The 13,611-nt window shown below is 63.7% G+C and carries 12 protein-coding genes and 1 tRNA gene; 8 read left to right on the plus strand and 5 right to left on the minus strand.

The features are described from left to right. Positions 1-136: 136 nt before the first annotated feature. Positions 137-2,392, minus strand: a complete 2,256-nt coding sequence (locus tag ACM43_RS03115) for a TonB-dependent siderophore receptor (protein WP_271538020.1) — start codon at positions 2,390-2,392, stop codon at positions 137-139. A 362-nt stretch (positions 2,393-2,754) separates the two neighbouring features. Between ACM43_RS03115 and ACM43_RS03120 the strand changes: the two genes are divergently transcribed. Then, positions 2,755-2,958, plus strand: coding sequence for a hypothetical protein (locus tag ACM43_RS03120; protein ID WP_036010204.1), 204 nt, complete (start codon positions 2,755-2,757; stop codon positions 2,956-2,958). 166 nt (positions 2,959-3,124) lie between these two features. Here the strand turns inward: ACM43_RS03120 and ACM43_RS03125 are convergent, their stop codons facing one another. Further along, positions 3,125-4,231, minus strand: a complete 1,107-nt coding sequence (locus ACM43_RS03125; RefSeq protein WP_271538021.1) for a hypothetical protein — start codon at positions 4,229-4,231, stop codon at positions 3,125-3,127. Between the two features lie 206 nt (positions 4,232-4,437). Next, positions 4,438-4,689: a hypothetical protein gene (locus ACM43_RS03130; protein WP_271538022.1), complete on the minus strand. Its 252-nt coding sequence runs from the start codon at positions 4,687-4,689 to the stop codon at positions 4,438-4,440. 238 nt (positions 4,690-4,927) lie between these two features. On the opposite strand from ACM43_RS03130, the gene ACM43_RS03135 reads away from it, so the two are divergent. Further along, complete coding sequence (locus ACM43_RS03135; protein ID WP_271538023.1) at positions 4,928-7,123, plus strand: caspase family protein; 2,196 nt, start codon at positions 4,928-4,930, stop codon at positions 7,121-7,123. 16 nt (positions 7,124-7,139) lie between these two features. Then, entirely contained in the window at positions 7,140-8,639 is a 1,500-nt protein-coding gene (locus tag ACM43_RS03140) for a caspase family protein (RefSeq protein ID WP_271538024.1), read from the plus strand. Between the two features lie 98 nt (positions 8,640-8,737). On the opposite strand, the gene ACM43_RS03145 is transcribed toward ACM43_RS03140, so the two are convergent. Further along, a tRNA-Asp gene (locus tag ACM43_RS03145) sits at positions 8,738-8,814 on the minus strand. 233 nt (positions 8,815-9,047) lie between these two features. Here ACM43_RS03145 and ACM43_RS03150 point away from each other — a divergent pair. From ACM43_RS03150 to ACM43_RS03160, 3 genes are all read left to right on the plus strand, one after another. Further along, the gene (locus ACM43_RS03150) at positions 9,048-9,389 is read left to right on the plus strand and encodes an HU family DNA-binding protein (RefSeq protein WP_271538025.1); all 342 of its coding nucleotides are present in this window, start codon (positions 9,048-9,050) and stop codon (positions 9,387-9,389) included. A gap of 97 nt (positions 9,390-9,486) precedes the next feature. Further along, a complete protein-coding gene (gene pepT, locus ACM43_RS03155) occupies positions 9,487-10,737 on the plus strand; it encodes a peptidase T (protein WP_271538026.1) in 1,251 nt (416 codons plus the stop codon). Continuing rightward, positions 10,734-11,591, plus strand: coding sequence for an alpha/beta fold hydrolase (locus ACM43_RS03160; RefSeq protein WP_271538027.1), 858 nt, complete (start codon positions 10,734-10,736; stop codon positions 11,589-11,591). Before pepT ends, ACM43_RS03160 begins: the two co-directional genes overlap by 4 nt. Before the next feature lie 18 nt (positions 11,592-11,609). On the opposite strand, the gene ACM43_RS03165 is transcribed toward ACM43_RS03160, so the two are convergent. Continuing rightward, positions 11,610-12,500, minus strand: coding sequence for a hypothetical protein (locus ACM43_RS03165; protein ID WP_271538028.1), 891 nt, complete (start codon positions 12,498-12,500; stop codon positions 11,610-11,612). Between the two features lie 361 nt (positions 12,501-12,861). Between ACM43_RS03165 and ACM43_RS03170 the strand changes: the two genes are divergently transcribed. After that, a complete protein-coding gene (locus ACM43_RS03170) occupies positions 12,862-13,092 on the plus strand; it encodes a hypothetical protein (RefSeq protein WP_271538029.1) in 231 nt (76 codons plus the stop codon). Between the two features lie 120 nt (positions 13,093-13,212). Continuing rightward, positions 13,213-13,575, plus strand: coding sequence for a hypothetical protein (locus ACM43_RS03175; protein ID WP_271538030.1), 363 nt, complete (start codon positions 13,213-13,215; stop codon positions 13,573-13,575). Positions 13,576-13,611 lie beyond the last annotated feature (36 nt).

Below are 13,611 nucleotides of genomic sequence, written 5' to 3' on the forward strand. Positions count from 1 at the left end.
ATGAGCTTTGGACCGGGGGGCATGGCCCGCGAGCTCATCGTGACGGCTGATCAGCGGACGGCGAGACGGAGGCAGGCGACCACCACGATCGGTTGCTCGAAGTCGCAGAGCCTTCCCGCCCTGCCCTCGTCTGTCCTCACCATTTGTAGGAGACGCTGGCGGTGACGCGCCGACGGTCGCCGTAGAAGCAGGACGTGGCCGACGCGCAGCTCGCGACATAGACCTTGTCAGTCAGGTTGATGACGTTGAGGGCCGTCCGCCAGTTCTGCCATTCATAGTGGAGCGCGAGATCGCCGAGCACGACCGCGGGAACCTCGAGGGTGTTGGCGGTATCGGCCCAGGACGAGCCGATGTAGCGCACGCCACCTCCGAAGCCGAACCCTGCGAGCGGACCATCCTTGAAGGTGTAGTCGGCCCAGCCGGACACCAGGAGTTCGGGCGTGTTGGTCGGCGTCTTGCCGACGAGCGTCGGATCGAGATCCTTGCTCACAAAGAGATTATAGGCCGTGAAGGCACCAATGAATTTCAGCTCCTTCGTGGCGTTGGCCACCGCCTCAAGCTCGATGCCGCGCGACGTCACCTCGCCAGTCTGATTTTGCAGGAGCGGAACGCTGCCCGGCACCGTTGTCGGGACATTCTGACGGACAAGGTCGAACGCCGAGACCGTGAAATAGCCGTCGAATCCGACCGGCGCGACCTTCACGCCGATTTCGGCCTGCTTGCCGGTCTCCGGCAGGAACAGCTGGTTCGTCGCATTGAGGCCGATGATTGGATTGTAGCTGGTCGAATAGGAGATATAGGGCGCGATGCCGTTGTCGAAATTGTAGATCAGCCCGGCGCGACCACTGAACCTGCTGTCGTCGCGGCTGGCGAGGTTGGCGCCGGTGTCCCGAGCCTCCTGCGTCGTCTCGACCCAGTCATTGCGGCCGCTCAGCACCAGCGTGAAATTGCCGAGCTTCATCTGGTCCTGAACGTAAGTGCCAGCCTGTTTCTGCGTGATGAGGAAGTTGCGGAACGGCGAGCCGGGTAGCGGAACCTCAGCTCCTCCATAGGCCGGATTGAAGACGTTGATCGAGGGCACACCGAACCCGAAGGCCTGGTAATCGTCGATTTGATAGCCCCGCAGATCGACACCGAACAGCATCGTGTGCCTGACGGCGCCGGTGTTGAAACGATACTCCAGCTGGTTGTCGAGATTGGCCTGGTTCGCGGTGTTTTTCGCATACCAGTTATAGCGGCCCATCGTCGCCGTGTTGATGTTGTCCCAGCCGTTGCCGACATAGCCGCGATAGGTGATGTCGACATGCGCGAAGCGAGCGTTCTGCCGGAACGTCACATCGTCGGTGAGATGGCGCTCGAACTGATAGCCGAGCATCTCCTGCTCGCGCGTGAACTTGTCGACACTGGGATCGCCGACGAAGAAGCTGGTCGGGATCTTGCCGAACGGCGCGCTGGTCACTGTGCCCTGATACGGCAGGAAGTTGATGCCGCGGGTATCCTGCTTCGAGGCCGAGGCCAGCACTGTGAAGGTCGTGTCGGCATCGGGCTTCCACGTCACCGACGGGGCGATGAAGTAGTTGTTGTCAGGCGTGAAGTTGACCTGCGTACCGCCGTTCTGGACCTGGCCGACCACGCGTGCGAACAGCTTGCCGTTGTCAGGGCTGGTCGCGACCGGGCCGCCCATGTCGAAGCTGACATAGGCGTTGCCGAAATTGTTGACGCCCGCCTCGATGTAGCGGATCGGCTCCGCCGGCGGCATCTTGCTGATGACGTTGACGATGCCGCTCGGGCTCGATCCGCCGTAAAGCACTGCCGACGGACCGCGCAACACTTCGACCCGCTCCATGTTGGGGGTCTGCAGCTTCCAGCTTGCGTAAGACGTATAGAACAGTTGCATGCCGTCGAGGAACAGACCGATATCCTCTGACTTGAAGCCGCGGATCAGCCACCAATCGTTGCGCGTGTCCGTGCCGAAAGTCCCTGCGCGCACGCCGGCGGTGTAGCGCAGGACCTCGTCGAGCTTGTTCGGCTTCTGGTCACGGATCTGCTCGGCACCGATGACGGACACCGCCTGCGGCGTCTCCATGATCGGCGTGTTGGTCTTGGTGCCCGACGAGCTGCGGCCGGCGACGTAGCCGTTCACCGGCCCGCGCGGCGTCTCGACGAAGCCGACGTCGCGCCGCGGCTGCGGCCGGTTCGTGGCGGGGGTCTGCACCGAGATCCGCGTTGCGCGGCGCTGAGGCGTCGCCGCGGTGCGGCGGCGCGCTTCCGGCGCCGTGACCGTCACCGGCGGAATGTTCTGAGCGCCACTCTGCGCGGAAGATTGTGCAAGCGATGCCTGAGGCATCAAGACCCAAGCGGAAGCGGTCGCCAACACGGCCGACCGCAGCATTCCAAGACTGTTCAACGCGCCACCCCAAAGCTGCATGTTCGATGCGTCATGCCGCCTGTTCCCCAACGGCATGCGCTTGTGGTGACGCTTATGTGAGGGCGCGCGATTTCCCTAATTGAAAGCTTCTTAGAAAGACTCTTAGAAGCACTCCAGATGAGCTTGGCGTCCGCGCCTCCGGGGCCCCCTCGCTCCGGATCGACATGCCAGGCCTCGGAAAGGGCGCCGCCTCCAACCCCCACTCCGGGCGAGCCCCGCCAAGCAGGAGATGAAACCATTTTGCGGAACCCGCGAAACCATCCGGAAACAGATGGCCCGTAGAAGATAAGCCCATAGACGGCGGCAAAGCCCGTCGGGAGGCTCAGATGAACCACTCAATTCATTCTGCTGATCGTGCGACCCACCTGAAGATCGTGGTGGTGGCGCTGGTGGCCGGCATTGCGGTTGCCGGCTTCGGGATCGCGGCCCGCACCCATGCCGATTACAGCCAAACGGCCCAGTCCACCCAGGTCATCAAGGCCGGCAAGCCGGTGGTCGTGACCAGCGCGGGGACGTCGGAGATTCGCTGACCTACCGGAAAAGGTCCGGTTTGACACCAAACGGCCGCCTTCGGGCGGCCTTTTCGTTTGGTTTCGCCGATGCGACGGCGCCGTGGGGGATGTTGCCTCCGCCAGACGCGAGAGGAGCGCAACAAGATGCCCGCCGGGCACGGCGGGCATCTGTCTTTGAGATCACTTACCAGGTATAGCGAAGGCCGGCCTGAGTACCGGCGATCGAGGTTCCGAGTCCGCCAACCCCGGGCAGAAGCGGGTCCGGCACGGTGATGCTGCTGCCGTGAACCTCGAGGTAGGACGACAGCTGCGGCGTCCAGAGCACGTTGACCTTTGCGGAACCGCGAAGGCCATTGGTACCGATCATGCCGGCCGCAACGGGGACCGCACCTCCAACGGCGCCGGCGCCGCTCGCGTCGACGATCCTGTAGTACTGACCCGAGATCGACGGCTGGACCTTAAAGCCCAGCCAGTCCGCCTCGAATCCTACGCGCATGCCACCGTGAAATTCGGTTGAATCGCCCGTCTTGCTGCCGAAATTGGCGGTATAGCTCTCCGAATAGGTTACGCCGACCGTCGGCTCGAACCACACGGTGTAGGGGAAGTCGAACCGGTATTGGCCGTTCCAGGTGTAGGCGATGCCGCTGCCGTCCGCGGTCGCGGCAAGGGGCAGATTGGATGTGCTGCGAGTCCAGCTGGCAAGCGCGGTGAAGTCAGTCGAGAATCCGCCGTTGAGATACGACAGGGTGCCGGAAGTCGATGGAATTGATCCATCGGTCGTCAGTCCGCCATTCGTGAAGGTGTGCGCCCACGAATGGGAGCCAGTCCCGATGAAGGTCAGCGCGTCGGTTGCAGTGAAGATACCGATCTTGGTCACATCGACTGCGCCGGTCACCGTCGCAACGCTGACCTGGACCCCGCTCGATTGCGCACTGTCGCCACTGCCGACGAGGTTCGCGCCGTAAAGCCAAGCCGCCGGGGGCGGCGCTGCAAGTGCCGGAGCCTTGGCGTAGGCCAAGGCACCGAACGGATTGCTGACACCCCTTGCGGCGAACGGATTACGACGGTCGAAATCCGACTCCTCGCCGCTGAAGCGCAGCATTCCAGGAGGAGCAACGACCCTGCGATGCTGGACCTGGTCGCGGACGTTCTGAATGATGTTCTGGACGGTGTTGTTGATGACTTGCTGCGGAACATTGACCTCCTGTGCCGAGGCCGGTCGCGTCGCAAACAGACTAAGCAAAAAAGGTACGGCAACGGCAAAGCCGCGGCGGAGAACTCCTGCCCTCATGGTCTTCGATCAGCCCCCTGCTGGTTCAGCCCGAGCCTTGGCGGGAGACAAATCCCGCAAGCTTCTGGCGCAGAGTTTTATTGGCACAGCACCCGCCGCGTCTTCACCCGATTGGCTGAATTGTGGGGGCGGGTCCATCAAGCGCGCCCACCTGATGCTCATTTGCAACACTTTCCCGGGCCACGGGGGTGCGCGCCGATCTCCGTCTACTCCGCCCTCGCGCGGTTTCGCTTCTTCGTGGCGCGAATCTGCGTTGCCGCTTGGCTCTCTTCCGGACGTTTCGTGGCCTTGCCTGCATCGCGTGCCCGGATGTGCCGCCGCACGTCCTCTCGAACGTTCTGAATGATCGAGTCGCGTGACGATTCGGCCGGATCATTGCAGCGGGCCACGCTGCACAAAGCGACGAGCAGCGGCAGGGCCAGAATCGGCGCACGGGCGAACTTGACTGTCCTGGTCATCCGCAGTCTCCGAAGATGTCGCCGGCCTCGGCCGCCTGCGCCATCAACACCAGCGCAGCGCGACTGGTTTCACCGCTCGCGATGTGCAGCCTTTTGGTCGAAGCATCGCCACTCCCGGTTCACGAAATCCTGAACACCGAGGCCTTTGATGTCGTCATCCAGCATCCCCTGATGTAAAATCGACGAACAAGCCGCCTTAGCCCACCTCTGCGATTTTTCATTTTCTGAGTTTCTGCCGATGCCTGCCCATTTCGGGATTTTCGTTCTCGCGAGCTCGCGTCCCGTCTTCATGTTGCAGGATCTGGCACGCCGGATCGCCGTTCTCGGCTGCGTAGCGTTGTCGCTGCTCGTTTCGACAATACTGCAGGCGGCCGCCGGAGACAGGATCGCGCTCGTTGTCGGCAACAGCAACTATCGCAAGGTCCCAAAACTCATCAACCCGGCCAACGACGCCGCCGACATGGCGACGTCGCTGGGTCGTCTGGGATATTCCGTCAGGCACCTCGCCGACCTCGACTACAATCATTTCCGGCAGGCCCTCATCGAATTCGGCAATGCGGCGAAGACGGCCGACAAGGCGGTAATCTTCTTCGCAGGCCATGGCGTCGAAATGGACGGAAAGAACTGGCTGATTCCGGTCGATGCCGAAATCAAGTCCGAGATCGATGTCTATGCCGAGGCGATCAATCTCGAGACCCTGATCGATATCTCCGTGATGCCGAAGATCATCGGCCTCGTGGTTCTCGACGCCTGTCGCAACGACCCGTTCGAAACGACGAAGGTCGCCGCCGCGGGACGCGCGCTGTCGTCGCGGCCATCGAAGGTGGCCGCGCCAGTGTCCGGCACACCCCGTTCCCCGACGCCTTTCGCGGCCGACACGCGCGGTCTTGCCCCTGTCGAGGTGAGCGACAACGTGCTCGTTGCCTTTGCGGCCGCTGCCGGCACGACGGCGAGCGACGGGGCCGGGCGGAATAGCCCCTACTCCGGCTCGCTCCTGCGCCATGTCGAAACGCCGCAACTCGAGATCAACTATCTCTTCCGGATCGTGCACGACGAAGTCTGGAAGGAGACCGGGACACAAGAGCCGGCAATCTACGGGACGCTGCCGAAGGGCGACATCTATCTCAACGGCGAAGCCGCCATCGCAAGCGGCGATGGTGGAGCAGATGCCGAGCAGCTCGCCTGGGAGTTCGTCCGCTCGACCAACGAGATCGCGACGTTGCGCCGTTTCGCCCAGCAATTCCCGGCGAGCGCGCATACGGCCGAAATCGACCAGCGCATTGCGCAATTGCAGACGGCTGAAACGAACGCCTGGAAGATCGTCGAGCGACAGAAGTCGCTCGCGGCCTACCGCGCCTATTTGGATCTCTATCCGTTTGGCGAGCATGTCGAGAGCGCCCGGGTCGCGCTGGCTTCGCTCGAGAAGTCGGCTAAGCCGGGCCAAGCCACCGGGCAGATCGACATGCCCGGTCCGCCACCGGCGAGCTATCAGCTCGCCTCGGCCGAGACAACCACCGGCAATTCGGAGGCAGTCGAGAAGGCATGGGACGTCCTCAAGGAATCACGCGACAAGAGCGTGGTTGGCAGGTTTGCCGAGCGCTATCCGAGCTCGCGCCATAACCGCCTGCCGCCGGGCAGCGACCTTGCCCTGCGACCGGTCAATTCCACCGAACTGATGCTGCAATCAGCGCACGATAGCGACGTGAACGCCTGCTTCGACGGCGATTCCGGGGCGTGCGCCAGATCCATCAAAAAATACCCCGACTACGTCCAGCTTCAATTCCAGCTTTGCCGGTCCAAGGGCAATCCCAAGGGATGCATGATCAACGCGGTGACCGAGGCGCGCAGGCGCGGGCTCCTGGTTTCCGCCTACACCCGCTCGGAACAGGAAAAGGTTCGCAATCGCGAATATCGGCGAGTGGTTGCACGCGTGAACCAGAATGTCGGCAATGTGGTCAGCGGCGTCGTCAGCAACGTCGTCGGCAACGTAGTCAGCAATGCCGTTTCGACTGCGGTCAGCAATGCCGCGTCGAGCGCAGCAAGCCGGGCGGCATCGCAGGCGGCATCATCCGCGGCGTCGAGCGCTGCCAGCCGATCAGCCTCGAGCGCCGCATCGAGCGCGGCCAGCAGAGCGGCCTCCACCGCCGCTTCGAATGCCGCGAGCCGCGTCACCATTCCATCGGACATCCGCCTCAAGGAAGACATCACGGCACTCGGCTGGACCGATACTGGCCTCCGCCTCTATCGCTATCGATACAAGGGCGATGCGAGGTTCTATGTCGGCGTGATGGCGCAGGAGGTCGCGCTGCAGACTCCCGCGGCGGTGTCGTCTGGAGTGGACGGGTTTCTGCGCGTCGACTATGGTCTGCTCGGCCTCGATTTCCTCACCGACCGCGACTGGATGAGGCGGCAGCTCCGTTCGGGCATCGACTAAGGGACGCGACTCCATCTTGCGCTGGCTGGCACTGTTCATTGCCATCGGGCTTCTCTTCGACTGCGAAGCGGAAGCTTCCAACCGTCGTGTCGCCTTGGTCATTGGAAACGCGAGCTACGCGAACGCGCCGCCGCTCGGCTCTCCCGTCAACGATGCCGAGGACATTGCCGCGGCTCTCGCCGGCCTCGGCTTCGACGTCGATCTGCGCAAGAACACGACCATCGACGATCTGCGCGTGGGGCTCGTCGCCTTCACCGAGAAGTCCGCCGCTGCGGACATCGCGGTCTTCTATTTTGCCGGATACAGCGCAGCTGCCGGTGTCGGCAGTTACCTGATCCCCGTGGATGCGCATCTTGCGACACCTGAGTCGGCCAACGCAGAGACCGTTCCCCTGGCTGCGGTGACCGCTGCCGCAGGGCGGGCGCGCAGGCTGGGTCTGGTGATCCCGGATGCCATGCGGGAGAACCCGTTCCCTGCGATACCGAATGGCCGCAGCAGCAGCTCTTCCCTGACCTCAGCCGGAAGCGCACCGATCCGCAACACGCTCGTGTTCTTTCCAGCGGAGCCGGGGCGGACCGCGGAAGAAGGCGAAGGCCGCAACAGCCCTTTCGCTGCGGCGCTGCTGAAATACCTCCGGCAGGCCGACCTCGAGATCAACTTCGTGTTTCGCAACGTTCGCGACGAGGTTCGGCAGGCAACGCACCGGAAGCAGACGCCCTACATGTATGGTCAGCTTTCCAAGGACAAGATCTATCTCCATCCCGTCAAGCAAGTCGTCCAGGACGGTACCGCCGTCATGCAGCACTGCGACAGCGCCGTTGCCGGGCTCGCGGATTTGAGGGCAGCCGGCGCCGACCAAGGCGAGACGCGCGACGATACAAAGGTGGCGGGCGCGGTTGCGGCGTGCGCGGAGGCGGTCAAGCGGTCGCCAGGGGTGGACCGCCTGCACTACCAGCTCGGGCGTTCATTGTTCGCCATGCGCGATTACGCGGGAGCCGTGGCGAGCTACAAGGCGGCATCCGAGCTCGGCAACGCACGCGCGCTCTACGAGCTCGGATTGATGTATGAGAACGGCAACGGCGTCGAGAAAGATCCGGCCCGCTCGCGCTTCTACTACGAAATGGCCGCCGAGAAAAAGATTGCGCCAGCACTCGTCAGCCTCGGCCTACAGCAGGAGCGTGGAATCGGCGCGGCCAGCGATCCCGCAAAGGCCTATGCGTTGTATCAGCGGGCCGCCGAGCTCGGCGATGCGACGGCCATCAACAGGATGGGGGAGCTTGCCGAGAAGGGACTGGGAGCCAGGCGAGACCTGAAATTGGCTCGGGCGCTGTACCAGAGGGGCGCCGCGATGGGCGGGCTCGAAGCCCTGGTCAATCTCGCCCGGTGCAACGCCAACGGAATCGGCGGCCGACGGGACCTTGCCGAGGCCAGGCGGCTCCTGGCCAAGGCGGCGCAGGCCGGCAGCACCGACGCACGGCGCATCCTCGCGCATATCGAGGAGTCCAAGCCGAAATAAACGCATTCTGGCGGGGAGGAAGAGATCGGGATGAAACGGCCGTCCAAGCCGCGCTTTTGGCTGCAAAGACAGCAACTATTTGATCTATTTGCCAAAAATGGCGCGAGAGACGGGGCTCGAACCCGCGACCTCCGGCGTGACAGGCCGGCGCTCTAACCAACTGAGCTACTCCCGCGTGACACGCAATGTCTGCGGAACGAGGGGGGACTTAAAGGCCCGATCTGGTGAAGTCAAGGATGTTGCATCCACAGCTCAAACCAGCGGATTCCCCTGCTGGCACACACGAACGCAGCCCTCCGCAACGCCGGCGGCGTAGTCAGTCCAGTCCCGAATCGTCTACGCCTCCGGGAACTTGCGGGTCAGGGGCCGTCTCCCTCTGGACGACCTGCAAGATCGAGGAGGCCAGACATGTCCAAGAAGGATTTGGCTAAGGATCCGGCTAAGAAGGATTCGGCGAAGAAGGCAGCCGCGCCCGCCACGATCACACTCAAGCACCTCGCCGCCGACATTGCCGAGCGCCAGGATGTCTCCAAAAAGCATGCCGAGGCCGTCCTGACCGACATGGTCGATCTGATCACCAAGCACCTCAAGAAGGGCGACCGGGTCCGCATCGTCGGCCTCGGCATCCTCCAGGTCCGCAAGCGCGCCGCCCGCACCGGCCGTAATCCTTCCACCGGCGAAGCGATCCACATCAAGGCCACCAGGAAGGTCGCGTTCCGCCCGGTGAAGGAACTGAAGGAAGCGATCTGAGCCACTAAAGCCTGAACGCGAGCCCGTTCCGGCCGCATCACGGCCCGCTTTTCTGATATACCGCCTGCTTCCCGAACATTCGGCGGTTTGACCAGAAATGTCCTCCCTCTCCTTTTCGCATACCGTGACCGAGCGCTTCCTGCGCTACGTCACCATCGACACCCAGTCCGATCCGGCGTCTCCCAGCTCACCGTCGACCGAGAAACAGAAGGATCTCGGCCGCGTGCTCGCTGCCGAGCTGAAGGCCATGGGCGTTGTGGACGCGCATCTCGACGATTACGGCTACGTCTACGGAACGATCCCGGCCAACACCGACAAGAAGGTGCCGGTGATCTGCTTCTGCTCGCACATGGACACCTCGCCCGACGTCACCGGCAAGGACGTCAAGCCGCAAATCGTGAAGAACTATCGCGGCGGCGACATCGTCCTGCCCGGCGACACCAGCCAGGTGATCCGCTTCAATGAGCACCCCGCGCTGAAGAACCAGATCGGCAACGACATCATCACCACCGACGGCACGACGCTATTGGGCGCCGACAACAAGGCCGGCGTTGCCGAGATCATGGATGCCGCGCATTTCTTCATCAACAATCCCGACGTGAAGCACGGCACCATCAAGATCCTGTTCACGCCGGACGAGGAAATCGGCCGCGGCGTCGACAATGTCGACCTGAACAAGCTGGGCGCCGATTTCGGCTACACCATGGACGGCGAGAGCGCGGGCTGCGTCGAGGACGAGACCTTCTCGGCCGACGGAGCCACCATCACCATCCACGGCGTCAGCGCCCATCCCGGCTACGCTAAGGGCAAGATGGAGCACGCTATCAAGATCGCCGCGGCCATCGTCGAGCGTCTGCCGAAGGAGGGCTGCTCGCCCGAGACCACCTCGGGCAAGCAGGGTTTTCTGCATCCGATCGGCATCGACGGCGCGCTCGAACAGGCGACGCTCTCCTTCATCGTCCGCGACTTCACCGAGGAAGGGCTGAAGGAGAAGGAGGCGCTGCTCGAGGGCATCGTCGAGGACGTGATGAAGGATTATCCGCGCTCGACCTACACGTTCGAGGTCAAGGAGCAGTACCGCAACATGAAGCAGGTGATCGACCGTCACCCGCACGTGCTGGAATACGCGATCGAGGCGATCCGCCGCGCCGGCCTGCGCCCGATGCGCACCGCGATCCGCGGCGGCACCGACGGCTCGCGCCTGTCCTTCATGGGCCTGCCCTGCCCCAACATCTTTGCCGGCGAGCACGCGTTCCATTCGCGGCTCGAATGGGTCAGCCGACAGGACATGGAAAAGGCGGTGCAGACCATCGTGCATCTGGCGATGATCTGGGAAGAGAAGGCTTGAAGCGCGACGAGACTGGAATGAATCATCACCGCGCTTCGATGCAATACGTCGCGTCCGGCCGTGCCAGCCTTGCGACAGAAGTGGCAGGCGACGGTCCTGCCGTCGTCTTTCTTCATGCGAATGTGTGCGACCGGCGCATGTGGCGCGCTCAATGCGATGAATTGAGCGCCACGCACAGGGCGGTCGGGTATGACCGACGCGGGTTCGGCGAAACCCGCGCCGAGCCCGAAGACTTTTCCGCGCTTGCTGATCTCCTCGTAGTGCTGGAAGCAACCGCAGGCGGCGAGCCCGCAATCCTCGTCGGCTGCTCACTTGGCGGGCGCATCGCGCTTGATGCCGCCGTCCGGCATCCCTCGCGCGTTCGCGCCCTGGTTCTGATCGCCCCCAATGTCGCGGGTGCACCCGATCCGGTCTATCCCGCCGACATCGAGACGCTGATGATGCGATGGAAGGAGATCGAAGCGTCAGGCGATCTTGATCGGATGAACGCGATGAAGGCGCGCCTCTGGCTGGACGGACCACGGGCTGCCGAAGGTCGCGTTGGCGGTCCGGCTCGCGATCTGTTCCTTGATATGAACGGCATCGCACTCCGCTCGCCGCCGTTCGGATCGGACGTCGATATTAGACCCTTCTTCAACCGGCTTCATGAGATCGCAGTGCCGACCCTCATCATATGGGGCGACCTCGATTTCCCCTATGTGCAGGACCGCTGCCGTCATCTCGTCGCGGCAATTCCGGGCGCGGAAGGCCATGAGGTTCGTGATGTGGCCCATCTTCCGAGCCTCGAGTGCCCAGCGGAGATCACAGCTCTCGTTGCCGCGTTCGTTCAGCAACATGCGGGGGCGGACAGGTAGGTCCACCCCCGATTTAGCCTACGGCACCGGCATCGCGCGCGGGTTGCGGTGGAAGCGGTTGGCGCTCGCCATCCAGTTCGGCAACGGTGCTCCATCACGATGGCGGCCACCGGCAACGGCTGCAGCCCAGGCCACCGCGGCGCCGATCAGGGTCGCGGCTGCGACCGAGAACGCCACGATGATCGAGTTGCGTCGCGCGCGGTTGATGGCCGTCTTCGAGTCTGCGATCAGCGCATCGACCCGCCGCTCGGCATCGGGGGCCGCCAGTCCCGTCGAGGCGGCGACCAGTTGCACGAGGTAGGTCCGATCATCGGCGCTGACGCCGCTGTGGCTGGACGATGTCATCAGGATTCGTCCCGCTTCGGCGCGCGCTTCCCTCAGGTCGGTGTTCGGAGCGCGGCGCGGCGCGCGGAACAGCTTGTCGAGCTCATAGCTCAACAGGGGCTCGGCGGCCGAGGTGTTGCTCGCCGAACTGCGCATCGGCGAACGGTCGATCGCGGCGGCGCCGAGAAGCGCCAGCAGAGCCGCGCCGGCCAGGACCGCCAGCGCCCAGGCCGTCAGGCCGTGGAGTCCGTCCCGCCGCTCGCCGTCATCCTCGATCGTCGCGAGCGCGGGCTCGGACCGAGTAGTCCGGCCGGCCACGTAGCCGCCAAAGCCAAAACTGACGATCGCCTGGATGATCAGATACAGTCCGGAAAGCAGCGCCAGCGCCGCCGACGCATCGCGCCAGGTCGGCGAGGCCGAACTGACGCCGAGGCCGACCGCGACACCAAAACCGATCAGGATGAACGACATTGCGCTCGCAGCAAGAGCGCCCGCAAACACCGAACTCCACTGGATCGTTCGAGGCGCCTCGGCTGCCAGGCCGCCTTCGATGACCTCTTCCCGCATCAGAGTTTCGACCGTCATCGCGGCGCTCTCAGCGCAGGCCGAAGAACGACAGGATCGCCATGATGACGACGATCAAGCCGATCAGATAAATCAGTCCGTCCATTGTCCGTCCTCCTCAGTTTCTTCTGCTGGCTAATCGCGAGGTATGAGGAACGTTCCAAATTGGACAGATCGTATGGAACGAACTTGGAGGATGCGGGTTGTCTGTCCAAGTCCTAGGGATAGAGATTGTGAGCACATGAGGCCTCAGCTGGCTCGTCCGGCTGGGGCCTTTCCGCGTTGCGGCCGGGGCGTCTCCTTCTGTCGTATGTTAACGACGCCGGGGCCGGGATCATCAATGATGCGATCAGGGGCGGAACCTCCGGATCAGGAGTGGCGCGTGGACCGCAGAACGGCGTGCCTGCATCAGGCGAACGCATTCCGGGAGAAGGCCCTCGCCGATCCCGAGCACCACGACCAATGGATCGACGAGGCCATCAAATGGCTGGAACGGGCGATGGAGGCGAGCTGTCGGGCCGTCATCACCATGGAAGGTGACGATGGCAGCGAGGCTCCGGCCTCCACGATCGACGCCATGGCGCCACTTCGGCGCGCCTTTGTTCGCCAGTGAGAGGCGCTGGCGGCGTATGCGCTGCTGCGGCAATTGTTCCAGGGACGTAACAATGTTGCGGGTCGACACTGTTCCCGCGCCCATGCTAGGCCGGGCACAGACCGCAACCAGAGTGACCTCGTGCTCGCAAACCGCCAGCCCTCAGGATCCCGCCGCTCGCGCCCCTGGCGCGGGCTGCTGTCCGTCCTGATCGCGGCGGTCTATCTGCTCGCGGGCGCGCTGCACGGCGCGCACGACATCGACGTCACCACGCCCCGCGGCGGTTCGGAGATCGCCGCGTTCCTCGATGGCGCCACAGGCCATGGCGACCACAAGGCCATCGGCGGACATCATTGCCACGGCTGCTTCTCGCTGACCGTGGCGCAGCCGACGCCGTCGACCGCGGCGATCGTGCTGGTGTCGGCCCCGAGCCCGCAACAGGCCCCCCGCCTCGCCGGAATTGTGCCCGATACCGACTCGCCCCCTCCCAGATCCATTGCCTGAACGGATTGGTCGGGCGCCGCGCGCCCATTAGGTTCA

Origin of the sequence: Bradyrhizobium sp. CCBAU 45321, assembly GCF_028128975.1 — a bacterium.
Classification (GTDB): domain Bacteria; phylum Pseudomonadota; class Alphaproteobacteria; order Rhizobiales; family Xanthobacteraceae; genus Bradyrhizobium; species Bradyrhizobium yuanmingense.

Excerpts from the sequence above, each read along its gene's own strand:
- ACM43_RS03115 (WP_271538020.1), bottom strand. The coding sequence starts at position 2,392 with ATGCTGCGGTCGGCCGTGTTGGCGACCGCTTCCGCTTGGGTCTTGATG.
- ACM43_RS03120 (WP_036010204.1), top strand. The coding sequence starts at position 2,755 with ATGAACCACTCAATTCATTCTGCTGATCGTGCGACCCACCTGAAGATC.
- ACM43_RS03125 (WP_271538021.1), bottom strand. The coding sequence starts at position 4,231 with ATGAGGGCAGGAGTTCTCCGCCGCGGCTTTGCCGTTGCCGTACCTTTT.
- ACM43_RS03130 (WP_271538022.1), bottom strand. The coding sequence starts at position 4,689 with ATGACCAGGACAGTCAAGTTCGCCCGTGCGCCGATTCTGGCCCTGCCG.
- ACM43_RS03135 (WP_271538023.1), top strand. The coding sequence starts at position 4,928 with ATGCCTGCCCATTTCGGGATTTTCGTTCTCGCGAGCTCGCGTCCCGTC.
- ACM43_RS03150 (WP_271538025.1), top strand. The coding sequence starts at position 9,048 with ATGTCCAAGAAGGATTTGGCTAAGGATCCGGCTAAGAAGGATTCGGCG.
- pepT (WP_271538026.1), top strand. The coding sequence starts at position 9,487 with ATGTCCTCCCTCTCCTTTTCGCATACCGTGACCGAGCGCTTCCTGCGC.
- ACM43_RS03165 (WP_271538028.1), bottom strand. The coding sequence starts at position 12,500 with ATGACGGTCGAAACTCTGATGCGGGAAGAGGTCATCGAAGGCGGCCTG.